We start from the raw sequence: 25,520 nt of genomic DNA on the forward strand, positions 1-25,520 counted from the left end.
GTATTTTTGGGCTTTAATTTTTCACAACTTCGATTAATAACCGAAACACAACGACAACAACACAACAATGAGCAACAACAAAACCATTAAATCTGCTTTAATTTCAGTTTTTAGCAAAGACGGATTAGAACCTATTGTTAAACAACTTGATCAGCAAAATGTAACCATTTATTCTACAGGTGGTACAGAAAAATTCATTAAAGACTTAGGCATAAATGTCGTGCCTGTTGAAGATGTTACTTCCTATCCTTCTATTTTGGGCGGACGCGTAAAAACATTGCACCCAAAAGTATTTGGAGGTATTTTAAACCGACAAAATAACGAAAGTGATGTTGCAGAATTAGTTGACTTTGATATTCCTCAAATCGATTTAGTTATTGTTGATTTATATCCTTTTGAAAAAACAGTAGCTTCAGGCGCTTCCAACCAAGATATTATTGAAAAAATTGATATTGGTGGTATTTCATTGATTAGGGCTGCTGCCAAAAATTATGCAGATGTGATTTGTGTATCTTCTGTAGATGACTATTCTGAATTTCTAGACCTTCTGAAATCTCAAAACGGAGAAACTTCTGAAGCCGACAGAAAACGATTTGCAGCTAAGGCTTTTAATGTATCATCACATTACGATTCTGCAATTTTTAATTATTTCAATGCAGATCATGAGATTGCTTCACTTAAAATTAGTGAAACAAATGGACAAGTATTGCGTTATGGTGAGAATCCACATCAACGCGGATTTTTCTTCGGAAATTTTGACGACTTGTTTACTAAACTCCACGGAAAAGCATTAAGCTATAACAACCTTTTAGATGTTGATGCAGCTGTTAATCTAATGAACGAGTTTAAAGGTGAAGCACCAACCTTTGCTATATTGAAACACAACAATGCTTGTGGTTTTGCACAGCGTGACACGATTCATCAAGCTTATGTAGACGCACTAGCTGGTGATCCTGTTTCTGCATTTGGTGGTATCTTGATTGCCAATACTGAAATTGATAAAGCAACCGCCGAAAAAATACATTCTTTATTCTGTGAAGTTGTTATTGCTCCTTCATTTTCTAAAGAAGCGCTGGAGATTTTAAAAGGAAAAAAGAATCGAATACTTTTAATTCTACATGATATAGAGTTTCCAAAAACTACTGTAAGAACCTGTCTAAATGGTGTTCTAGTCCAAGATAGAGATAACAAAACCGATAGCACTGCAGATTTAACGCATGTAACCAACAATAAACCTACTGAAAATGAGTTAGAAGATTTGATATTTGCCTCAAAAATTTGCAAGCATACCAAATCTAATACAATTGTTTTAGCAAAAAACAAACAATTGTGTGCCAGCGGTACAGGACAAACAAGTCGTGTAGATGCACTTAACCAAGCAATTCATAAAGCACAGTCGTTCAACTTCGACTTACAAGGTGCTGTTATGGCTAGTGATGCATTCTTCCCGTTTCCAGATTGTGTAGAAATTGCAGATAAAGCAGGAATCACTGCTGTGATTCAACCAGGAGGTTCTATTAAAGACCAATTAACCGTTGATTATTGTAATGAAAATAATTTAGCGATGGTAATGACAGGAACACGCCATTTTAAGCATTAATTTTATTACATTTACAACACACCAAAAAATTAGAACAATAACGACCTCATAATATTAGAATAGCGAATGGGATTTTTTGATTTCTTAACCGAAGAAATAGCCATAGATTTAGGAACTGCAAACACACTTATTATCCACAATGACAAAGTTGTTGTTGATAGTCCGTCTATAGTTGCCAGAGACCGAATTTCTGGCAAAATCATTGCCGTTGGTAAAGAAGCCAACATGATGCAAGGTAAAACACACGAGAACATTAAAACGATTAGACCTTTGAAAGATGGTGTAATTGCCGATTTTGATGCCTCAGAGCAAATGATAAGCATGTTTATTAAAAATATTCCTGCTTTGAAAAAGAAATTATTTACGCCTGCTCTTCGTATGGTCGTTTGTATTCCATCAGGAATTACAGAAGTAGAAATGCGAGCAGTAAAAGAGTCTTGTGAGCGTGTTAATGGTAAAGAAGTATACTTAATTCATGAGCCAATGGCTGCTGCTATTGGTATTGGTATCGATATTATGCAACCTAAAGGAAACATGATTGTTGATATTGGAGGTGGTACCACTGAAATTGCGGTAATTGCTCTTGGAGGAATTGTTTGTGACAAATCTGTAAAAGTAGCAGGTGACGTATTCACTAATGATATTATATACTACATGCGTACACAGCACAACCTCTATGTAGGTGATCGCACTGCTGAAAAGATAAAAATCCAAATTGGAGCCGCTACCGAAGACCTCGATCTTCCACCAGAAGAAATGAGTGTTCAAGGTCGTGATCTATTAACAGGAAAACCAAAACAAGTTCAGATTTCTTTTAGAGAAATTGCAAAAGCATTAGATAAATCTATTTTAAGAATTGAAGATTCTGTGATGGAAACTTTATCACAAACACCTCCAGAATTAGCTGCTGATATTTACAATACAGGTATCTATTTAGCAGGTGGTGGATCGATGCTTAGAGGCTTAGACAAACGTCTATCTCAAAAAACAGATTTACCTGTTTACATTGCTGAAGATCCCTTAAGAGCTGTTGTTCGTGGTACTGGAATTACACTTAAAAACCTTGCTAAATTTAAAAGTGTATTGATTAAATAACTGAGAACACCTACATCGCATGCAACAAATTATCAACTTTGTCATTAGAAACAAAACGTCCCTTTTGTTTCTGTTGCTGTTTGGTATTTCTTTAGCACTAACCATACAATCACATTCTTACCACAAAAGCAAGTTTATTAATTCTGCTAATTTTATAACTGGTGGTATTTATGACAAAGCCAGTGGGGTCTCTAACTATTTTGATCTGAAAACACAAAATGATATTCTCATTGAAGAAAACAACAGATTACGATCTCAAGTTTTTAACGCTTCAGATTCTACAAGTAAAATAATCATAGATAGTATATCTTACAGTGGACGTTATAAAATACAATCAGCTCGAATTATCAATAATAATTATGCGTCGTCAAAAAACTATTTGACCATTAATAGAGGTGAAAAAAATGGTATTAAAGAAGATTTTGGTGTTATTACATCTAAAGGTATAGTAGGTATTATTGACAATACATCTAATGGTTATGCTCGAGTGCTTTCCATCTTAAACACAAAAAGTAAAATTAACGCTCAGCTAAAAACTTCAGATCAATTTGGATCATTAGAATGGGATGGAAAGTCATCTTCAATTGTTCAACTGACTGATATTTCAAAATTTGCACCTGTAAGAGAAGGAGACACTATCGTAACTGGTGGAAAATCTTCTATATTTCCTAAAGGTATTCCCATAGGCGTTGTAGATAATTTCGAACTAGATATTAGCGGTGACACTTATATCGTTAACATTAAATTATTTAATGATATGACCAATCTATCTCATGTCTATATCATAGAGAATTTGGATTCCGATGAAATAAAACTCTTAGAAAACCCTGTTGATGACTAGTTTAAATTTCAATAGCATCATTAGGTTTGTTGTACTTGTATTAGTGCAGGCTTTACTATTTAATAACATTAACTTTTTAGGGAATATCAATCCTTACCCATACATACTCTTCATTTTATTATTTCCGGTAAACAATAACCGTTCTCTTTTTATTTTTATGAGCTTTATGTTGGGATTATTTGTAGATATTTTTTCTGATTCAGGTGGTGTTCACGCCGCATCTTGTGTCACTATTGCATTTATAAGACCAGCAGTATTGAAGTTTGCCTTTGGTATGGTATATGAACATCAAAACATGAAGTTCAATAATACCGAATTTGGTAACCGATTGATCTACTTTTCAATTTTAATAGCGATTCATCATTTTATTATGTTCACCATGGAAATTTTTAACATTTCGAACATAATTTTAATATTACAGAAAACGTTATTTTCAAGTATCTTTACGATTATACTTTGCGTATTAATTTCAGTACTTTTTAGTAATAAACAACGATGAGAAAACTTCTACTTTTATTAACCGTAGTTACTGTTGGACTTGTATTTATTGCTCGCTTGTTCTATTTACAAGTATACAATAAGCAAGCCTATAATCTTTTTGAGGATAGTGCGATTAAAAAAGTATATGACTACCCTAAACGTGGTTATGTCTATGATAGAAATGGCAAACTACTAGTTGCTAATCAGCCTTCTTACGACGTCATGGTTATTCCAAGAGAAGTTGAACCATTAGACACTTTAGAATTTTGTAGACTATTAAAGATTTCTAAAGACGACTTTAAAAAAACATACAACAGAGCAAAAAATTACTCACCACGATTACCTTCAGTGTTTGTACCGCAGTTATCCAAAACCGATTATGCGGTGCTTCAAGAAAAGATGCGGAAGTTTAAAGGGTTCTATATTCAAAAACGATTTCTGCGTGACTATAGAACATCTATTGGCGCCAATGTTTTAGGTGATATTGGAGAAGTTAACCAGCGAATTATAGAAAGGCAACCTTACTATAAAATGGGAGACCTTATTGGTAAGCAAGGGGTAGAATTATCTTATGAAAATATTCTTCGAGGTGTCAAAGGCATCAAGTTTATTCAAAAAGATCGATTCAATAAAAATATTGGCCCTTATAAAGAGGGCCGTTATGACACCTTACCTCAACCAGGAAAAGACATTAAAATTACGATTGATTCTGACTTACAGCAGTATGGCGAATTATTAATGACCAATAAAAGAGGTGGGATTGTTGCTATTGACCCTAGTAATGGGGAAATTTTAGCATTAGTTTCTGCGCCTAGTTATAATCCAAATATATTGGTTGGACGCGGACGTTCAAAAAACTTCACACAACTATTTAGAGATAGTATAGCTAAACCCCTTTTTGATAGAGGTCTTCAAGCCCAATACCCTCCTGGATCCCCTTTTAAAGTGATTAATGCATTAATTGGTTTACAAGAAGGCGTTATCAATACTGGCGACAAAGTGACTTGTAGAATGGGATATTACTATGGAAGCCGAAAACTTACAGGTTGTCACCATCATAAAAGTCCGGTAGACATGAATAATGGTATTGCACAATCTTGTAATGCCTATTTTGTAAATGCCTATCGTAAAATAGTCGACAAATACGATGATGCAGGGAATGCTATGAATACATGGGCCAAACATGCCAAAAGTTTTGGACTAGGAAATTACTTAGGCTATGATTTACCTGTTGGACAAAAAGGTAGAATCCCTGATGGAGATTACTATGATAGAGCTTATGGTGATAATCGTTGGGGATCAACTTATATTGTTTCAAATGCTATAGGTCAAGGTGAAGTTGAAGCGACACCAATTCAACTTGCTAATATGGCGGCTGCCATTGGAAATCGCGGCTATTATTACACACCACATATCATTAAAGACATTGAAGGCGAAACTATTGATACGAAATATACAACACCAAAATATACGACAATAGACAAAAGGCATTTTGAACCTGTGATACAAGGAATGTTTGATGTATACAACAAAGGAACTGCAGCAACCCTTCGAATTCCTGGGATTGATATTTGTGGAAAAACTGGAACTGCCGAAAATTTCATCAAAATTGATAGTGTAAAAACACAACTAACCGATCATTCTATTTTCGTGGCCTTTGCTCCTAAAGACAATCCAAAAATTGCTATCGCAGTATTTGTTGAAAACGGATATTGGGGAAGTCGTTTCGCTGGACGAATGGCAAGCTTGATGATTGAAAAATATATTAAAGGCGAAATTACCAGAACAGATATGGAGCATTGGATTTTAACGCATAGCTTAGAGAATGAGTATGCAAAACCATATTCTGGTGAACCTTTTAAAATCAACGGAGAAACAACACTTCAGGTTGTAGATAAAGTTGTTGCAGATAAAGTTGAAAAACTAGAGAATGACGATCTGAGCAATTCTATTAGAATAAATGCAAACCAACCAAATCAGAAGTAATGTATAGAGAAAATCATAGAGGTTTTAGATTTGATTGGATTACTATTGTTTTGTTTTTACTGTTGGTAGGTTTTGGTTGGTTAAATATTTTGTCAGCATCTCACGAAGGTGAAATTACTAGCTATTTTGACATGAGTCAGCTCTATGGAAAGCACCTTGTTTTTATTGGACTTACCTTTGTTTTAATTGTTCTTATACTCTCTTTAGAAGCTAAATTCTATGAACGGTTTGCCAGTATTATTTATATAGCAGCCATGCTTGCCCTTGTTGGACTCTTTATCTTTGGAAAAGATGTAAATGGTGCGCGTTCATGGTATGGTATAGGTAGTATGACTATACAACCAAGTGAATTTGCAAAATTCGCCACTGCTCTAGCGCTGGCAAAGTACATGAGCGACTTGCAAACCAATATGAATTCACTAAAGGATCAACTGAGAGCTGTAGCGATAATTATGGTTCCAGCTATTTTAATTTTACTTCAAAATGATGCTGGAAGTACTTTAGTTTACACTTCTTTCTTTTTCGTATTTTACAGGGAAGGCCTACAACAAGTCTATTTGATTATTGCCCTATCAACCATAGTGCTTGCAGTTTTAGCATTAAAATTTGGACTCATAACAGCTGCTGTTGTTTCTGTTATTGTTCTCATTATCGTTTATTTCTTCAGAAGGAAAAAACGCAGTTCTCTTATACAATCTATAGTTCTCCTTTTAGTATGCATAGCCTTTTCAGCAGGTGTGAAATTATTTTATAAACATGTATTACAACCACACCAACAAAATAGAATAAGTCTGTGGCTACGTCTAGAAAAAGACCCTGTTCTATTAGAAAAAATGAAAAAAGAAGAAGCTTATAATCTTATTCAATCTGAACAAGCTATAAGCTCTGGTGGGCTTTTTGGTAAAGGTTTTTTACAAGGTACGCGAACTACTGGTAAGTTTGTACCAGAACAGGAAACTGATTATATTTTTAGTACTGTTGGTGAAGAATGGGGATTTCTTGGCAGCACTTTAGTTGTGATTTTATTTATGGCATTAATTATACGAATATTATATCTAGCCGAATCCCAAAAATCCCAGTTTAGCCGTGTTTATGGCTATGGCGTAGCTTCTGTTTTTTTTATTCATTTTACCATCAATACTGGTATGGTTATGGGCTTAATTCCAACAGTTGGGATTCCTTTACCTTTCTTTAGCTATGGAGGATCGGGTCTTTGGGGTTTTACTATACTACTTTTTATTTTTATAAAATTAGATAGCAATAAAATTAACGAGTGGTAATAAAAAAAGCTGCCTCTACAATAGTTAGACAGCCTTTTCAATACAACTTAACTTTTTCTTTTTCTTTATAGGAAGAAAGACACTAGGTATAGCTTTAATACCACTAAAAAACTGTTTTGCTTACAACCTAACTATATCAATCAATCAGTTAGTGGTAATACCTAGTGTCTTGTAACTGCTTTTGTCTGAAAATTAAGACTCTAAAAAAACTTAACTTCAAATTCGAGCATGAGATGTGAGATTCTAGAATTATCTGAAATTATGAGACTAATTCGACCATTGACAATTTAGACATCTCTCACACCAACAATTTGACAATCTCTAATTTATACAGTAAAGATCCGAATATAATTCCATATATTTTTATTTATGTTTTTTATGATAAACATAAATAAAATTTATAATAAAAAAGGAGCCATACAGGCTCCTTAATGTTTTATAAGATGTTTGACTATTGTAAACTGGCCAAACTTGACTTTAAGGTTTCTATCTTAGCCAAAGCATCTGCCTCTTTTTTCTTTTCTGAGGCAACAACTTGTTCGGGCGCATTATTAACAAAGCGCTCATTAGATAACTTCTTTTGTACCGAGGTTAAGAAGCCTTCAGTATAATTCAATTCCTCGGTAAGCTTCTTTACTTCAGCCTCAACATCAATACTGCCCTCCATAGGTATAAAATATTCATTAGATTTTACTCTAAAGGTTAAAGCACCATCAATAGATTCATTGATGTACTCAAAACTTTCTAGATTTCCTAGTTTAGAAATCACCTCATCAAAGCTAGTCGAAACATTTTCGTTATTTACAGCCGAAAATGCAATCGCATCCTTAAAAGCAATATTCTTCTGTTTTCTAATATTTCTAATGCCAGAAATCACCTCAGAAGCAAAGTCAAATTCAGAAATTAAGCTCTCATTAATCGCTTTTGTTTCTGGCCATTTAGCAATAATTAAAGCCTCTTCAGGTGAGCGTTCCTCAATATATTGCCAGATCTCTTCGGTTAAGAATGGCATAAATGGATGTAGTATTTTCAAAATATCTTCAAATAACACAATAACTTGTTCTAAGGTCTTCGCATCAATAGGTTGCTGATACGCTGGTTTTATAATTTCTAATAACCATGATGCAAAATCATCCCAAATCAGTTTATAAGTTGCCATTAGCGCATCACTTAATCGATATTTACTGAAATGATCTTCAATATCTGCAATGGTCTTTTGAAATTTAGATTCGAACCATTCTATCGCTATTTTACTTGAATTGGGCTGAATAATCGTATCATCTACATCCCAGCCTTTGACTAATCTAAAGGCATTCCAGATTTTATTAGCAAACTGCTTTCCTTGCTGACATAAATCTTCATCAAACATCAAATCATTTCCGGCTGCAGAACTTAGCAACAGGCCTACTCTAACGCCATCTGCACCGTAATCTTCAATCAATTTTAAAGCATCTGGCGAATTTCCTAGAGATTTAGACATTTTTCGACGCTGCTTATCTCTAACCAATCCTGTGAGATATACATTTTCAAAAGGTCTTTGGTCTTTATATTCATATCCTGCAATAATCATTCTAGCCACCCAGAAAAACAATATATCTGGTCCTGTTACTAAATCATTTGTAGGATAATAGTACTTGATTTCCTCATTTTCAGGATCTCGAATACCATCAAACACACTCATTGGCCATAACCATGAACTAAACCATGTGTCTAAGGCATCAGAATCCTGACGAATATCCTCTCGCTCAATACGAATCCCTTTCTCTTTAATTAAAGCGTGTGCATCATCTATAGTTTCGGCCACCACAAAATCCTCTTTACCATCACCATAGTAATAAGCAGGAATTTGTTGTCCCCAAAGTAACTGACGTGAAATATTCCAATCACGAATATTTTCCATCCAATGACGATACGTGTTCTCAAATTTCTTTGGAAATAGTTTTACGTCTCCATTCGTTAGCACAGCATCTAAAGCTGGTTTTGCCAGATCTTCCATTTTTAAAAACCATTGATCGCTCAAACGCGGTTCTATTATGGCTTTAGTTCGTTCTGACGTTCCTACTTTATTGGTATAATTTTCGGTTTTAACTAATTTGTCTGCCTCCTTGAGCTCCCTTACTATTGCTTTCCTTACTACAAAACGATCCTGTCCTTCGTAATGCATTCCGAAGCTATTAAGTGAGGCATCTTCATTAAATATATCTACGACTTCTAAATGATGTTTATCTCCTAAAACTTTGTCATTTTCATCATGCGCAGGTGTCACTTTTAGACAACCCGTACCAAACTCAACATCTACATACTCATCTTCAATAATAGGAATCACTCTTCCACAAATAGGTACAATAGCATTTTTACCTTTTAGATGCGTGAAACGCTCATCATTTGGATTTATACAAATGGCTGTATCACCAAAAATAGTCTCAGGTCTAGTAGTAGCAATAACTAAGGTATCATCACTTCCTTCAACTTGGTATGTAATGTAATAGAGAAAACCTTGCTTTTCAACATAAATTACCTCCTCATCAGACAATGTTGTTTTAGCTTCAGGATCCCAATTAACCATACGGTATCCTCTATATATCAAGCCTTTGTTGTACAAATCAACAAATACTTTGATTACAGCCTCACTCATATCATCATCCATGGTAAACTTTGTACGATCCCAATCACAGGAGCATCCTAGTTTTTTTAGTTGGTCAAGAATTACGCCTCCATACTCTTCGGTCCATTCCCAAGCGTGTTTTAAAAATTCTTCACGGGATAAGTCATTTTTGTCTATACCTTGGGCTTTTAGCTTAGCTACAACCTTTGCCTCAGTAGCAATAGATGCATGATCTGTTCCTGGAACCCAACACGCATTCTTTCCTTTTAAACGTGCACGACGGATAAGTACATCCTGAATGGTATTATTCAGCATATGTCCCATATGTAGTACTCCTGTTACATTTGGAGGAGGAATAACAATGGTGTATGGCTCTCTTTCATCTGGTGTAGAATGAAAGTAATTGTGTGTCATCCAGTAGTTGTACCACTTAGTTTCTACTGATTCTGCTGAATATTTTGATGGAATGCCCATGCGTTTGGTATTGTTTTTGCTTTATAACTGACAAAAGTACTTATATTTCTTTTTTTGCGAAATGATTAAAAGAAATAATGACCAACTAAACTGTAATTAATGTTAATTATATGGTCATACGGCTAATTTATTTTGCGGAATCACAAAAAGTAAGTAGTTTTGATAGTATCAATTTAAAATTAAAATGATGAAAAATTTAGTAATAATTTTATGTGTAGCATTCTTAAGCATTGGAGCTTATGCCCAAGAAAAGGTAGCTAAAATTGAATTTAAAACAGATGTTATTGATTATGGAACCATAGAAAAAGGTTCGGATGGTGTAAGAGTATTTGAATTTACTAATACAGGAAATGCACCACTTATAATAACTAATGTAAAGTCAACTTGTGGCTGCACAGTGCCTAAGAAACCAAAAGGTCCTATTTTACCAGGAGAGACTGGAGAAATCGAAGTAAAGTACGATACTAATAGAGTTAATCCTATTAGAAAAACAATTACTGTAACTTCTAATGCTGACACTCCAACTGTAGCCTTGAAAATTAAAGGTTTAGTTGTTGACCCAAGTAAAACAAGTGTATTAGAAAAGAAAAACAAAAGTGTAATGGAGCAATAAGAGGCTACATTATATATAAATTAACTGAACTCTCTATTTATCTAGAGAGTTCTTTTTTTTAAAGACATCTTCGAGTTTAAAATCAAAATTCATGATTTCTTTATTTCGCTCAATTCTAAGTCTTACCGACTTTCCCGGACGCTCTCTAAAATACCCTATAACTTGCTGTAGCTTCAAGAGATGTGCCTCTTTTCCATTGATACTTAGAACAACATCATCTATTTTTAATCCAGCACGCTCAGCCGGAGAACCTTTTCTTATATCTACAATAGTAAATGCAGGCTTTAGCTTAAATTGATATGATCTAACAATATCAATATTTACCTTATCTCTATTTTGTCCATAAGAATCTAGTATATTATTATTAGAACGCTCTCTAACAACTCTAACTCCTGTTTGTTCCAATACAATACCACTTCTATTATACTGAAATCCTGCTTTAAAATTTGAGTTCTTTTTTAAAGTTATTTTAGAGTTTCCGTAGTCAACTATTAGGTTAAAACGCCTAAGCATTTCAGCACCAATACTACCATTTCTTTCTTTATGGCGTCTTGCATAGGTTATCGCCGACGAATCTGGAAAAGCAACATTAACATCATTTAGCTTAAAATTCTTTAGATCTAACGATTTCACAATAGACCGAAGGCCATAAACGTTACCGCTCAATCCTCTTCCTAAAAAATCATGAAAATAGTTGTGATGAGTTGTGGATATGCCTTTAGACTCATCTTCAAATAACCATAGCGCATCACTGCTACCTGTATCAATGAGCAATTTTATGGGTACATTTTGATCACCAAATCTGGCTTTTAAATCCATATAAGGCTTATTATTAAAAAAGGACAGGTTAAAAGTCTCACACTTTTTACAGGGTTTATACTGATAAACATCCTTTCTATGGAGTTTTAAATATTTAGATCTATAATTTATTTCAACAACAAAGTTTTTAAATAGATCATAACCAATAATTCCATGAACAGGAACACCCAATCTCGGTGTGAAATTTATATTTTGGTCAAAAACCACATATACATCTTGATTTATATTAACCGCATTTCCAATTTTAAAGAAATTATTATTTGATTTAAGTGCTTTAACAGATTCTCCATCTCCAAGACCTCTAATAAAAATAGTCTCCACGTTATTAATTTGCAGAGAGTCTGTATTCGTTATGTTAAATAAAAGCGGCTTACTAACACCTGTATCAAGTAAAAAAGATAATTTAACACCATTGATTTCAACGGGTATAATGATCAGATTATTAATAAGTTGAAATCGTATCTTGTCAGTTTTCCGCTTTGGCAAGTTAAAATCACCTTGCCCAAATGAAAAGCTAAAACTCATTACGAATAACAGAATAAGTGCGTATGTTCTTTTGGAAAAAATCATAAGTATTAATAACAAGTTACAAATCTTTAATAGATGTTTAGTTTTTACATCAATTTTTTAAATAAAATTTAAGATAATTTTCAGAACTTTACCATCAAAATAAATAAACATGCCAACGATTTCCAAAAAAGGAGTTTCTATGCCAGAATCTCCAATACGTAAATTAGTTCCTTTTGCTGAAAAAGCTGAAAAAGCAGGTAAAAATATCTATTATTTAAACATTGGTCAACCAGATATTAAGACGCCTAAAGTTGCGCTTGATGCTATTAGAGAGAGCACAATAGACATATTAGCTTACAGTCGTTCTGAAGGGTCTGAGGCTTATCGCCAAAAAATCGCTAATTATTATGCAAATAATGCCATTCATGTTAAACATGATGATATTATTGTTACAACTGGAGGCAGTGAAGCTTTATTATTTGCTTTTGGAAGTATTATGGATGTAGATGATGAAGTGATTATCCCAGAGCCTTTCTATGCTAACTATAATGGATTCTCAACAGCTTCTGGAGTAAACGTGGTTCCAGTAATCTCTAAAATTGAAAATAATTTTGCATTACCACCAATAGAAGAGTTTGAAAAACTAATCACACCAAAAACCAAAGCAATACTTATATGCAACCCAGGAAATCCAACAGGATATCTCTACTCAAAAGAAGAAATAAAAAAATTAGCCAATATTGTAAAAAAACACGATTTATTTTTAATTGCTGATGAAGTCTATCGAGAGTTTGCCTATGATGGCGCTACACATTACTCTATCTTACAAGAAGAAGGTCTAGAAAACCATGCTATCGTTATAGATTCTGTTTCAAAACGTTATAGCATGTGTGGAGCTCGAATAGGATGTTTAGTTTCGAAGAATAAAGACGTCATAAAAACAGCTTTAAAATTTGCTCAAGCGCGTTTAAGTCCGCCAACTCTTGCTCAAATTGCTAGTGAAGCTGCATTAGATACACCACAAAGTTATTTTGATGATGTGATTGCTGAGTATGTAGAGCGTCGAAATATTCTAATTGAAGAGTTAAGTAAAATAGAAGGCGTTCAAGTTGCCAATCCTAAAGGCGCTTTTTATTGCATTGCGCAATTACCTATAAAAAACTCAGATGCCTTTGCACAATGGCTGTTAGAATCTTTTGATGTCGATAATGAAACTGTAATGGTAGCTCCTGCGGCAGGTTTTTACAGCACGCCTGGTGTTGGTTTAAATCAAATACGTATCGCGTACGTTCTTAATACTGAGAGCCTTGTAAAGGCTGTAAATATTTTAAAAGAAGCCCTTAAAGTATACCAAGATTAGTGCATATACAACATAACATATCTCTAAAGCCATACAATACCTTCGGAATTGATGTTAAAGCAAAGCAATTTGTTTCGGTATCATCTATTGAAGAATTAAAGGATATCTATACCTCAAGTGCATATCCGAAAAAATTTATTTTGGGAGGTGGTAGTAACATGTTGCTTACAAAGGATATTGATGCTCTTGTTATTCATTTAAACCTAAAAGGAAAACAGATTATTTCTCAATCTGATAATGAGGTTTTAGTACAAAGTCTAGCTGGTGAAAATTGGCATGAATTTGTATTATGGACACTTGAAAATGATTTTGGCGGCTTAGAGAACTTATCTCTTATTCCTGGAAATGTTGGTACAAGTCCAATTCAAAACATAGGTGCATACGGAGTTGAATTAAAAGATGTTTTTCACTCTTGTAACGCTCTAAATTTAGAAACTTTAGAGGTCGAAACCTTTACTAAAGATACCTGTGAATTTGATTACCGAAATTCTATTTTTAAACAACAGGCTAAAGGGAAGTATATTATTACTAGCGTTATGTTTAATTTAAGTGCCAAGGAACATATATTACATACTAACTATGGCGCTATCACTTCAGAATTGCAAGCTATGATGGTTACTGAGCCAACAATTCAGGATGTGTCTAAAGCAGTAATTGCTATTAGAGAGAGCAAACTCCCTGACCCAAAAGAGATAGGGAATTCGGGTAGTTTTTTTAAGAATCCTATCATTTCAAAATCTGAGTTTTTAAAATTCAAGAAGAATTTTCCTGATGCTCCACATTATATCGTTTCAGATAAAGAAGTTAAAGTTCCAGCTGGCTGGCTTATTGAACATGCTGGTTTTAAAGGTAAAACTTTTGATAATTATGGGGTACACAAAAAACAGGCTTTAGTTTTGGTAAATTATGGTGGTGCAAGCGGAAATGATATTTTAGAGTTATCACAATTAATTCAAGAGACAGTTGCTCGTATTTTTGATATTAACATAGAAGCAGAAGTTAATATTATATAAGCAAAAAGCCTCAAATAAATGAGGCTATTGTTCACTACAGAATAGTTTTTTGAAAATGCTATTAATCAATTTTCCTTTAGGAAGAAAAAATTCTATTCCACAGAAATTATATGTTAAATGGATTAAATTCTGTTTTGGTATTATTTTACTAATTTTACCAACTTAATCTATATACGGATGAAATTTATTTTTAGACGTTTTAAAATTCATTTTTTTTAATAAAATTTTAATTTCTAGTTTTTGAGCACTTCAATAGAACAACAAATTGTAGAATTACTCGCTAAAGGCGATAAAAAAGCACTCAATCTTCTTTACGAAAATTATGCAGATAGCCTCTATGGTGTTATCTTAAAAGTTACAACTAATGAAGAACTAGCACAAGATGCCCTTCAAGAAACATTTGTGAAGGTTTGGAAAAATTCTAAAAAATACGATTCTAAAAAGGCCAAATTATTTACTTGGCTCTTCAGAATTGCGAAAAATACAGCTATAGATAAATTAAGAAGTTTCAACAATAGATTTGAAAAAGAAGTCCAAATCGATAAATCAAACGTATATATCTTACCAACAGCAAGTTTAAACCAAGATGTCTTGGATTTAAAGGAGCATGTTGCACGGCTAGATGAGAAGTATCAAATAGTCCTTAAAGCCTTGTTTTTTGAGGGAATGACCCAACAAGAAGCAAGTGAAGAGCTTGATATACCATTAGGTACTATAAAGTCTAGATTAAAAATTGGATTGAGAGAACTAAAAAAGGTTTACGATCCAGAAATAAATTAAGAAATGGAAAAAAAATTACATACTTTTTTTCAATCTGGTTTACTTGACAAGTATATACTAGATGAAATATCTGCTTCAGAACGTCTGAAAGTAGAGCAATTTATTGAGACCTATCCAGAAGTGGAAAGCGAATATCTGAGATTGCAAGATAATCTTGAGATTTTAGCCAAAGCTGATGCTGTAGAAGCTCCTAAATTTGTTTTAGATAACATCAAAAATGAATTAGAAGAAGAAGCCACTCCTGTAATTACACTTGAAAGACCAAGACGAAGAACGCCTTGGTATAGCATTGCTGCTAGTATTGTCGCTCTTCTTTTTGCTGGTGGTTACTATATGAAGTACCAACAAAATCAAGAATTAATCAAAGAAAACCAAGTTGTTGTTGACGAAATTTTTGATTTGAGAAGTGATATTGAAGACAATAACAAAAAGCTTGACAATTTAATGCGTCAGTTCATGAAGTTAAATAATCCTGAAACTGAAAAATATGTGTTAAGAGGAAATGCTCGTGCTAAAGATTTAAAAACAGTAGCGTATATAAATGCTATTGAAAAAACATCTATGATTGATGTTGTTTCTTTACCTCAGTTATCTGAAGATCAATTTATTCACCTTTGGGCTGAAATGGAAGATCATTTTGTAAGCCTTGGTATTCTTGACCCTTCACAAAAAAACATGCAATCTGTACCTTATATGGAAAATGCTTTAGGGTTAAGTATTACAATTGGACCAAAAGAAAATGCTGACAAAACTGATGAAGCTGTTGCAGAAATAGAATTAAAGAATCGAAATAACTAACAGTTATTTAAACAAATATAAAAGCCACTTTAGGATGACTAAAGTGGCTTTTTTTTATGGATCGTTATTTATTCTTTATCAAAAAATGCCTTGTGAATGAATCCAGCCACTATAGCACCAGCAATAGGAGCCAGCCAAAACAACCATAATTGTGACGTAAATTCTCCACCTGCAAAAATAGCCTGACTTGTTGAACGCGCAGGATTGACAGAAGTATTAGAAATAGGAATACTTATTAAATGAATTAAAGTTAATCCAAGACCAATAGCAATTGGAGCAAAACCTTTAGGAGCTCTTACATTGGTACTCCCTAAAATAATTAACAAAAAGAATAATGTCAATAAAAATTCAGCAATAAGCACAGACATCATACTATAACCATCTGGTGACTGGTCACCATAACCATTAGAGGCAAAACTACCTATATCTACAAAATCAGATTTACCAGTTAAAATAAGGTAAAGAGCACCAGCTGCAGCTATAGCTCCAATAACTTGAACAATAATATAACCAATGAGGTCTTTTGCTGGAAATTTTCCTGCCGACCACAGTCCTAAAGAGACTGCAGGATTAAAATGTCCTCCAGATATATGTCCAACAGCATAGGCCATTGTTAACACTGTTAAACCAAAAGCCAATGCCACGCCAGCAAAACCAATTCCTAATTCTGGATAAGCAGCAGCAAAAACTGCACTACCACAACCTCCAAAAACAAGCCAAAATGTTCCAAAGAACTCTGCTAATAATTTTTTCATAATAATTAATATTAGTTAGTAAAAAGATTAATTTATTAATTATAAGACACTTAAACAATTAACAAGGTCACATATTTGTCTTTGCTTCCTATAATTAGTATTCATAATAAGGACTAAAAACATTCAAAATTTTTATCTTTGCACAAACAAAAAATAACCAGAAGCAGATGAAACTCATTCTAATAACTTTAGTACTCTTAGGTTTAAGCGTTGCTGGAATTGCAATTAAAATATGGGCAAAAAAAGACGGTAAATTTGCTGGCACTTGTGCTAGTCAAAACCCAATGCTTAACCAAGAAGGGGAAGCTTGTGGCTTCTGCGGAAAAACACCAGACCAGTTCGAAAATTGTAACGAACCTCAACACTCCTAACCATTGTTGCTTCTTTTTGACGTACTCTTTTACGTTTTTATTGCTATTGTAGCTATTCAAATTATTTACTACGGATTTATCTTCGGAAAATTTGCTTCAGTAAAACAAAAAAAGACTTCAGTTAAAAACCAACCTGTTTCAGTCATTATTTGTGCAAAGAATGAAGCTGAAAACCTAAAAACCAATTTACCGTCAATATTATCTCAAGCATATCCAAGCTTTGAAATAGTTCTCATCAATGATAATTCTTCAGATGATACATTACAAGTGATGCAAGCATTTAGTAAAGATCATGAAAACATTAAAATAGTTAATGTAAAACCTATAGAAGTATTTTGGGGAAATAAAAAATACGCATTAACACTAGGCATAAAAGCTGCAAAATACAATACTCTTTTATTTACTGATGCCGATTGCAGGCCAACATCTAAGCATTGGATTAGCAAAATGAGTGAACGCTTTGATTCCCAAAAAACACTTGTTTTAGGTTATGGACCTTATCAAAAAATCAAAGGGTCATTACTCAATTTACTTATTAGGTTTGAAACCTTTATGACCGCTGTTCAATATTTTTCTTATGCCTTATTAGGACAAACATATATGGCAGTTGGCAGAAACCTAGCCTATAGGAAAGAACTGTTTTTTGAAGCCAATGGTTTTATGGATCACATGAAAGTACTGTCTGGCGATGACGATTTATTTGTAAATCAGGTAGCAAGCAAAAAAAACACTGCCATTTGTATTGCCAAACAAAGTTTTACAGAATCGATTCCAAAGCATACATTTTCAGAATGGTTTCTTCAAAAACGTAGACACGTGAGTACGGCTTCTCATTATAAACTAAAGCATAAAGTGCTTTTAGCCTTATTTTATTGTTCGCAATTTCTATTTTGGGGCCTTTCCATTATATTATTAATTATACTACATCAATGGCAAATTGTTGTGGGACTCATTTCCTTAAGATTTATTGTTCAATATGCAACACTCTATTCTGCAGCTGCTAAGCTCAAAGAAAAAGATTTGATCTTATTCATTCCTTTTCTTGAATTATTTCTAATTACTTTTCAATTCTTTATATTTATAAAAAATCTCTCATCAAAACCTCAACATTGGAAGTAAAAGACGCGATAGAAAAGGCTAAAGAAAATGATCAAATCGCTTTTAATTTTCTATTAGACACCTTTTGGAACACTATTTATGGATTTCAATTGAAGCGTACCGAAAATGAAAACGATGCTGAAGATATTACCATACAAACATTCTCTAAAGCTTTTGATAAAATTCATACGTATAATGACAAATATGAATTTAAAACATGGCTTGTAACCATTTCTAAGAACATTCATATCGATTTGGTACGAAAGCAAAAATCTACAATATCTAGTCGATCAAACGCTAATGAAGACGATGACTATTATACGATTATTGACGAATCTCCTTCACCTGAAGATAAACTAATAACAGAACAAAATTTAGCAAAGCTACTACGAGATATTAAGAAGCTAAAACCTCATTATCAAGAGGTCATTAATCTGAGATATTTTCAAGAGTTGACCTATAAAGAAATCTCAAAACATTTAGATGAACCTATCAACAATGTAAAAGTAAAACTGTTAAGAGCTAAAAAGCTGCTTGCCGAAATTATTAAGAAAAAGTAATGTCTTTCAGTCTTAAAAAAATAGGTCCGGGATTATTATTTGCAGGCGCAGCCATTGGTGTCTCCCATCTTGTACAATCTACAAGAGCTGGGGCTGATTTTGGTTTTGGATTGATTTGGGCCCTATTGCTAGTCAATATTTTTAAATATCCGTTTTTTCAATTTGGTCCACGCTATGCAATGGCTACAGGAGAGACACTTTTAGATGGTTACAAAAAATTGGGGAAAGGTGTACTTATAGCCTATTTCATTTTGACTATTGCTACAATGTTCACTATTCAAACTGCTGTAACTATTGTCACAGCTGGTTTAGCTGAATCAATTTTTGGAGATTTTATTTCTACGAAAATATGGACCGTTATTATTCTTAGTATTTGCTTTGTTATCTTGATTATTGGTAAATATAGTTTTCTCGATAAACTCATGAAGTTTATCATTGTTACACTAACTCTAAGTACCATAGTTGCTGTTTGTTTTGCATTTAAAAATTCTACACAACCAACAGCACTAACGCAAGTGTTTCCAAATGCTATGCAATTTGGCTTTCTAATTGCATTTATGGGCTGGATGCCAGCACCTTTAGACATTTCCGTTTGGCATTCACTTTGGGCTATAGAAAAGAAAAAAGAAGACACTGATTTTAGTGTAAAATCATCACTTTTTGATTTCAACGTTGGTTATTTTGCTACGATTATACTTGGATTAGGCTTTTTGGCCTTAGGCGCCTTGGTCATGTTTAATAGTGGAGAAAACTTTAGTGGAAAAGCTGATGTGTTTTCAAATCAGCTCATTTCAATGTATACTAAAAGCTTAGGAAATTGGTCTTATCTCATTATTGGCATTGCAGCTTTTACGACCATGTTCAGCACAACCCTTACAACACTAGATGCGTCACCAAGAGCTATGGTCAAAACAACTCAACTCTTATTTGGTAATCAAATGAAGCGATCTTACTTAGTATGGATTTTAATTTTGATCTCTGGAACCATTCTTATTTTCTTCAAATTCAAATCTGATATGGCGTTGCTAATAACTATTGCTACGGTTTTATCATTTATTACTGCTCCTTTATACGCTATTGCGAATTACGTATTAATCTCAAGTCGTCATACACCTAAAGAATGGAGACCATCAACAGGTATCCATATTTTAAGCTGGTTAGGGCTTTTATTTTTGGTGGGATTTAGCATTTGGTATATCGCATTAAATAAAGATATGTTTATTCAATTTTATGATTGGCTAACTCAATTACTTTAAGAGAAAAATTAATAGAATACTTCGTATCTTTGCTGTCTCTAATTAATGTAGATGGATACAAATACCGAATCAAAACCTGTAGTACCTCGTCAACCAAAACCAAAATGGCTTCGTGTTAAACTTCCTACTGGGAAAAAATATACCGAGTTAAGAGGACTGGTAGATAAATACAAACTCAATACAATTTGCACTTCTGGAAGTTGTCCTAATATGGGTGAATGCTGGGGAGAAGGCACTGCCACTTTTATGATCTTAGGAAACGTGTGTACGCGTTCTTGTGGATTTTGTGGTGTAAAAACTGGTAGACCAGAAACGGTGGATTGGGATGAACCTGAAAAAGTAGCACGCTCAATCAAAATTATGGGTATAAAGCATGCGGTTTTAACAAGTGTTGATAGAGATGACCTCAAAGATATGGGAAGTATCATGTGGAGTGAAACGGTAAAAGCTGTAAGACGTATGAACCCAGAAACAACGCTTGAAACACTTATCCCAGATTTCCAAGGTATTGAACAACATATCGACAGAATTATTGACGTTGCTCCCGAAGTCGTATCTCATAATATTGAAACGGTAAGACGACTCACAAGAGACGTTCGTATACAGGCAAAATACGATAGAAGCATGTCTGTGCTCAAATATTTAAAACAACAAGGACAACGTCGCACTAAATCTGGCATCATGTTAGGTCTAGGAGAGACACGTGAAGAGGTAATTGAAACACTTCACGATTTGAGAGAAAATGACGTAGACGTTGTGACTATTGGACAGTATTTACAGCCAAGTAAAAAACATTTACCTGTAAAACAATTTATTCAACCAGATCAATTTGACGAATACAAAGACATTGGTTTAAAATTAGGATTTCGTCACGTAGAAAGTAGTGCCTTAGTTCGATCGTCTTACAAAGCTCAAAAACATATTAATTAATGATTCGTGTCGCTATTAATGGATTTGGTCGTATTGGCCGTAGAGTGTTCAGGCTTATTGAAAACAGAGACGATATTAAAGTTGTAGCCATCAATGATCTGGCAGATGCTCGAACACTCAGTCATTTATTAAAATATGATAGCATTCATGGGGTTTCTACACATGATATTTCTTATACTCAAGATCACATTACCTTAAATGATAGATCTATCCCACTACTCAACTGTAGTCATCCTAAACTTATTAATTGGTCTCCTTTTGATGTCGATTTTGTGATTGAATCCACAGGAAAGTTTAAAACGTCTACTGACTTGATGCATCATATTAATAATGGTGCTAAACGAGTAATTTTATCTGTTCCTCCTATTGAAGATGACATTAAAACAGTTGTTTTGGGTGTTAATGACAATGAAGTAGATGGTAATGAGCTCATTCTTTCTAATGCTTCCTGCACGACAAACAATGCCGCACCAATGATTTCTGTAATACATGAGCTTTGTGGTGTAAAGCAAGCTTATATTACAACGGTTCACTCCTACACTACAGATCAAAGCTTACATGATCAACCGCATAAAGATTTACGCCGAGCAAGAGCCGCTGGACAATCTATTGTTCCCACAACAACTGGAGCCGCTAAAGCGCTAACTAAGATTTTTCCTGATTTATCCGATGTAATTGGTGGTTGTGGAATTAGAGTTCCTGTGGCAAATGGTTCTTTAACAGATATCACTTTTAACGTTGAAAAAACAGTGACCATTGAAGACATTAATAAGGCTTTTGAAAATGCATCTAAAACACATCTAAAACATATTCTTCAATACACTGAAGATCCAATTGTATCAATTGATATTGTTGGTAATTCGCACTCCTGTATATTTGATGCCCAAATGACTTCTGTTATAGGAAATATGATAAAAATTGTTGGCTGGTATGACAATGAAACTGGGTATTCAAGTAGAATTTTAGATTTAATTTGCAATTTATCGATGAAATAGTGTCTTTTATCGAATAAATATTTATATTTGTTCAAATGAAAGTGGCCAAATATGTCCCAAACTAAGTATTACATAGTTGCTTTTTTAATAAGTTTTTCATGCGCACTATTTGCTCAATCTAATGATATTGAGGATATTGACGTGTTAAAAATGCGTATTAAAAACACCATTGCTCAATCGGATTTAGATAGAGAACGTGGTGATTATTTTAATGCTAAAGATAATCTTGAAAGTGCATTAGATATTGCTGTTAGCATAGATGATAAAAAGAGTCAAGGGATTATACACACTAAAATTGGAAAACTTCAATTCACTGTCAACGAATACAACAAAGCATTAGTATCTCTTACTAAAGCAGCTGGAATACAACGAGAATTAAATGATGATGTCAATCTCGCCATTACATATAGTATTAGAGGTACGCTTCATGCCAGTAAGAAAGAATATAAAGATGCCTTAGAGTATTTAAAATCTGCCAAAACACTTTTTGAGGAAGAAGATCTGGAAAATAAAATTCCAGAAGTAACTCTTACTCAAGCTAAAATTCATTTAAGCTTAAAAGATTACAAAACAGCAAAGGCATTATTTGAGAACACGATTGTTTCTGCAAAGAAAAACAATCAAAATACGATTCTCTCCAATGCTTTAATATACAATGGAAAAGCATTAGATAAATTAGGAAACAATAAACAAGGTATCGCCCTTGCTGATGAAGGTTTACAAATTGCAAAAGCCGAGAAATCAGTAGAAAATATTAATGAGGGTTACCTTACTTTAAGCGCTATATATGAAAATGATAAGAATTTTGAACAAGCGCATGATTACCTTCAAAAACATGTGCAGTTTTCAGATTCTATCTTAAATATAGAACGTGCAAATCTATCTCCTGAAAAAAGAGCAGAACGCATAAGCACGTACAACGCAGCCGAATTTCAGAAACTAAAAAAGCAAGTCGAAGATCAAGAATCTGACAGTAATCTAGCTAAGATTACAACTATTTTAAGTATTGCCTTAATTACTATTCTATCGCTATTGACATTGTCCTTATATAAGAACAATAACATTAGATTGAAGTCAAACAATATGCTTCAAGAAAAAAATGATGATTTAATTGAAGCCATGAAAAAAGCCGAGCTTGCTTCAAAAACTAAAGCTAATTTCTTGTCTACCGTAACGCACGAGTTAAGAACTCCACTTTATGCTGTTACAGGTTTAACAAATATGTTGTTAGAGGAAGAACCAAGTGAAAAGCAAATTCCGCATTTAAAATCGTTAAAATTCTCAGGAGATTATCTATTGACCTTTATCAATGATATCCTTCAAATTAATAAAATCGAAGCCAATAAAGTAGAGTTAGACCCTGTATTGTTCAATCTTAAAACTAAGGTTGAAAACGTATGCTCTGCTCTTAATAACTCGGCATTAGATAATAATGTAATCATGCATTATGATTACCAAAAAGACTTACCAGAAACGTTCATTGGTGATAACCTTAAAATTTCTCAAATTCTAATAAACCTTATTGGTAACTCCATCAAATTCACAAAAGATGGAGACATCTGGGTTAGAGTTTATAGTATTGCCAATAAAGGAAACGATTATACCTTACGATTTGAAATCGAAGATAATGGTATTGGTATCTCTAAAGAAAAACAAGACAATATGTTTGAGAGCTTCTCCCAAGGCTCAATACAGATCAATAGGAAATATGGTGGAACAGGTTTAGGTCTGTCAATCGTAAAAGGTCTTATTGAAATATTAAAAGGAAAAATCTACTTAAAAAGTGAACTTGGAAAAGGAACAACATTCTTCTTCGAGATTCCATTAACCTACGCTCCAGAAACTGTTAAAATCGAAAAAGAAGACTATTCTAAAAACATTAGCAAATTGGACATTAGTAACATTAAGATCTTGATTGTTGAAGACAATAAGATCAACCAAATGATCACAAAAAAGATTCTTAATAAAATGAATCTAGAATGTGATATCGTAGATAATGGAGAGGCAGCTGTAGAGAAAGTCAAGGAAAACACTTACAATGTGGTCTTGATGGACATCCATATGCCTGGCATTAGCGGATTAGAAGCCACTAAAATCATTAGAACTTTTGATAAAGAGTTAACTATTTTTGCCTTAACCGCTGTAACACTAGAGGATAAAATGCATGAGTTTGACGAAGCAGGGTTTGATGATATTATCTCAAAACCATTCAAGCAAGAAGATTTTGAAAAGAAACTTTATGAAGTGCTTGCAGCCAATCAAAACACAGCATCTTCGTTCTAAAAAGAGCTTATAAATGATATGATTTCCGTATCAAACGCATCACTTTTATCTATCTGAAAAGTGATAGGCAAATAATACAACAGCGAGGTATTAGCATCAAAACTATCTTGAAGCCTCATATAATCCTTTTCGGTTGTTAAAATAACTTCCTTTTGCCTCAATACATCAATTTCTGAAGTAGAAAACACATGATGATCCTTAAATTTTAAATGCTCAAAATCTATAGATTTAGACCTAAGGTAATCTAATAATGATTTAGGATTTGCTATTCCTGTTACTAATGTAATAGTCTTTCCTATTAAATGTTGAAGCGGAAAACGATCCGACCCGTTATAAATATATTCTGAATAAGATATCGCACTAAAATAAACGCTCTGATGCGGTAATGGTCTTAACTGCTGCGTGATATGTTCTTTTTCCGAAGATGATAACGACGTAGGGCATTTGGTCACCACAATACAATCGGCACGTTTCGCTCCGGCTCTAGGCTCTCTTAAATTACCCGTTGGCAACACAATGTCATTACTATATAAATCACCATAGGCTGTCAACAAAACATAAAAACCTGCCTTCACTTTGCGATGTTGAAAAGCATCATCCAATACAATTACTTCAGGTGACTTCATCAATTGTAAAGTCTCAATCCCATGCTGTCTATTTTCATCAACAGCAACAGACACATGGCCTTTAAATTTATTATAAAACTGAAAAGGCTCATCGCCTATAGTCTCGGCGGAGGCATGTTCATCTGCTAGAACAAACCCTTTAGTTTTACGCCCATAACCTCTGCTTAAAATGGCTAATTGATATTGCTTTTCTTTTAGTAAACCAATAATATATTCTGTTGTTGGTGTTTTTCCCGTACCTCCGGTACTTAAATTACCTACACAAATTACAGGGATATCATAAGATTTTGAAGAGAACCAGCCTAAATCATAAAACTTGTTTCGTAACCAAGTCACCAAATAATAAATAGGAATAAAAGGAAAAAGTATTTTTCTGAGTAGCTTCATTAGAA

Annotated in this window: 22 protein-coding genes; 18 read left to right on the forward strand and 4 right to left on the reverse strand. The window is 33.6% G+C overall.

Annotated elements, in window-relative coordinates; translation table 11 throughout:
• Positions 1-67: 67 nt before the first annotated feature.
• The 6 genes from purH to rodA all read left to right on the forward strand — a co-directional run bounded on the left by purH (position 68) and on the right by rodA (position 7,282).
• Complete coding sequence (gene purH / locus KWG70_RS13600) at positions 68-1,600, forward strand: bifunctional phosphoribosylaminoimidazolecarboxamide formyltransferase/IMP cyclohydrolase (RefSeq protein WP_230936589.1); 1,533 nt, start codon at positions 68-70, stop codon at positions 1,598-1,600.
• 66 nt (positions 1,601-1,666) lie between these two features.
• Entirely contained in the window at positions 1,667-2,695 is a 1,029-nt protein-coding gene (locus KWG70_RS13605) for a rod shape-determining protein (RefSeq protein WP_230936590.1), read from the forward strand.
• A 19-nt stretch (positions 2,696-2,714) separates the two neighbouring features.
• Positions 2,715-3,536 (forward strand): rod shape-determining protein MreC, encoded by an 822-nt coding sequence (gene mreC, locus KWG70_RS13610; RefSeq protein WP_230936591.1) that lies wholly within the window; start codon positions 2,715-2,717, stop codon positions 3,534-3,536.
• A complete protein-coding gene (locus KWG70_RS13615; protein ID WP_230936592.1) occupies positions 3,529-4,035 on the forward strand; it encodes a rod shape-determining protein MreD in 507 nt (168 codons plus the stop codon). The genes mreC and KWG70_RS13615 overlap by 8 nt, the downstream gene beginning before the upstream one ends.
• Complete coding sequence (gene mrdA / locus KWG70_RS13620) at positions 4,032-6,002, forward strand: penicillin-binding protein 2 (protein ID WP_230936593.1); 1,971 nt, start codon at positions 4,032-4,034, stop codon at positions 6,000-6,002. Before KWG70_RS13615 ends, mrdA begins: the two co-directional genes overlap by 4 nt.
• Positions 6,002-7,282, forward strand: a complete 1,281-nt coding sequence (rodA, locus tag KWG70_RS13625) for a rod shape-determining protein RodA (RefSeq protein WP_230936594.1) — start codon at positions 6,002-6,004, stop codon at positions 7,280-7,282. The genes mrdA and rodA overlap by 1 nt, the downstream gene beginning before the upstream one ends.
• Positions 7,283-7,733: 451 nt before the next feature.
• On the opposite strand, the gene KWG70_RS13630 is transcribed toward rodA, so the two are convergent.
• The gene (locus KWG70_RS13630) at positions 7,734-10,361 is read right to left on the reverse strand and encodes a valine--tRNA ligase (protein ID WP_230936595.1); all 2,628 of its coding nucleotides are present in this window, start codon (positions 10,359-10,361) and stop codon (positions 7,734-7,736) included.
• Positions 10,362-10,548: 187 nt separating this feature from the next.
• On the opposite strand from KWG70_RS13630, the gene KWG70_RS13635 reads away from it, so the two are divergent.
• Positions 10,549-10,974, forward strand: a complete 426-nt coding sequence (locus KWG70_RS13635) for a DUF1573 domain-containing protein (protein ID WP_230936596.1) — start codon at positions 10,549-10,551, stop codon at positions 10,972-10,974.
• 33 nt (positions 10,975-11,007) lie between these two features.
• On the opposite strand, the gene KWG70_RS13640 is transcribed toward KWG70_RS13635, so the two are convergent.
• Positions 11,008-12,363 carry an aspartyl protease family protein gene (locus tag KWG70_RS13640; protein ID WP_230936597.1) on the reverse strand — a complete coding sequence of 452 codons (1,356 nt, stop codon included), beginning with the start codon at positions 12,361-12,363 and terminating at the stop codon, positions 11,008-11,010.
• 109 nt (positions 12,364-12,472) lie between these two features.
• Between KWG70_RS13640 and KWG70_RS13645 the strand changes: the two genes are divergently transcribed.
• From KWG70_RS13645 to KWG70_RS13660, 4 genes are all read left to right on the forward strand, one after another.
• Positions 12,473-13,663, forward strand: coding sequence for a pyridoxal phosphate-dependent aminotransferase (locus KWG70_RS13645; RefSeq protein ID WP_230936598.1), 1,191 nt, complete (start codon positions 12,473-12,475; stop codon positions 13,661-13,663).
• Complete coding sequence (murB, locus tag KWG70_RS13650) at positions 13,663-14,676, forward strand: UDP-N-acetylmuramate dehydrogenase (protein ID WP_230936599.1); 1,014 nt, start codon at positions 13,663-13,665, stop codon at positions 14,674-14,676. Before KWG70_RS13645 ends, murB begins: the two co-directional genes overlap by 1 nt.
• A gap of 240 nt (positions 14,677-14,916) precedes the next feature.
• The gene (locus KWG70_RS13655; RefSeq protein ID WP_230936600.1) at positions 14,917-15,456 is read left to right on the forward strand and encodes an RNA polymerase sigma factor; all 540 of its coding nucleotides are present in this window, start codon (positions 14,917-14,919) and stop codon (positions 15,454-15,456) included.
• Positions 15,457-15,459: 3 nt separating this feature from the next.
• Positions 15,460-16,254, forward strand: coding sequence for an anti-sigma factor (locus KWG70_RS13660; protein ID WP_230936601.1), 795 nt, complete (start codon positions 15,460-15,462; stop codon positions 16,252-16,254).
• 68 nt (positions 16,255-16,322) lie between these two features.
• Here the strand turns inward: KWG70_RS13660 and aqpZ are convergent, their stop codons facing one another.
• The gene (gene aqpZ / locus KWG70_RS13665) at positions 16,323-17,009 is read right to left on the reverse strand and encodes an aquaporin Z (protein ID WP_230936602.1); all 687 of its coding nucleotides are present in this window, start codon (positions 17,007-17,009) and stop codon (positions 16,323-16,325) included.
• A 167-nt stretch (positions 17,010-17,176) separates the two neighbouring features.
• On the opposite strand from aqpZ, the gene KWG70_RS13670 reads away from it, so the two are divergent.
• Genes KWG70_RS13670 through KWG70_RS13700 form a run of 7 tightly spaced genes read left to right on the forward strand, consistent with a single transcriptional unit; the run spans position 17,177 to position 24,502 of the window.
• On the forward strand, positions 17,177-17,380 hold the full coding sequence (locus tag KWG70_RS13670; RefSeq protein WP_230936603.1) for a membrane or secreted protein: 204 nt from the start codon (positions 17,177-17,179) through the stop codon (positions 17,378-17,380).
• 6 nt (positions 17,381-17,386) lie between these two features.
• Positions 17,387-18,499: a glycosyltransferase gene (locus KWG70_RS13675; protein WP_230936698.1), complete on the forward strand. Its 1,113-nt coding sequence runs from the start codon at positions 17,387-17,389 to the stop codon at positions 18,497-18,499.
• Entirely contained in the window at positions 18,490-19,038 is a 549-nt protein-coding gene (locus tag KWG70_RS13680) for an RNA polymerase sigma factor (protein ID WP_230936604.1), read from the forward strand. Before KWG70_RS13675 ends, KWG70_RS13680 begins: the two co-directional genes overlap by 10 nt.
• Positions 19,038-20,294: an Nramp family divalent metal transporter gene (locus tag KWG70_RS13685; protein WP_230936605.1), complete on the forward strand. Its 1,257-nt coding sequence runs from the start codon at positions 19,038-19,040 to the stop codon at positions 20,292-20,294. Before KWG70_RS13680 ends, KWG70_RS13685 begins: the two co-directional genes overlap by 1 nt.
• 51 nt (positions 20,295-20,345) lie before the next feature.
• A complete protein-coding gene (gene lipA, locus KWG70_RS13690; RefSeq protein ID WP_230936606.1) occupies positions 20,346-21,224 on the forward strand; it encodes a lipoyl synthase in 879 nt (292 codons plus the stop codon).
• On the forward strand, positions 21,224-22,219 hold the full coding sequence (gene gap / locus KWG70_RS13695) for a type I glyceraldehyde-3-phosphate dehydrogenase (RefSeq protein WP_230936607.1): 996 nt from the start codon (positions 21,224-21,226) through the stop codon (positions 22,217-22,219). Before lipA ends, gap begins: the two co-directional genes overlap by 1 nt.
• A gap of 51 nt (positions 22,220-22,270) precedes the next feature.
• On the forward strand, positions 22,271-24,502 hold the full coding sequence (locus tag KWG70_RS13700) for an ATP-binding protein (protein WP_230936608.1): 2,232 nt from the start codon (positions 22,271-22,273) through the stop codon (positions 24,500-24,502).
• Here KWG70_RS13700 and lpxK read toward each other — a convergent pair.
• Entirely contained in the window at positions 24,499-25,515 is a 1,017-nt protein-coding gene (lpxK, locus tag KWG70_RS13705) for a tetraacyldisaccharide 4'-kinase (protein WP_230936609.1), read from the reverse strand. The two genes, KWG70_RS13700 and lpxK, sit on opposite strands and share 4 nt — an antisense overlap.
• Positions 25,516-25,520: the final 5 nt, after the last annotated feature.

This window comes from Psychroserpens luteolus (genome assembly GCF_021032705.1).
GTDB lineage: Bacteria > Bacteroidota > Bacteroidia > Flavobacteriales > Flavobacteriaceae > Psychroserpens > Psychroserpens luteolus.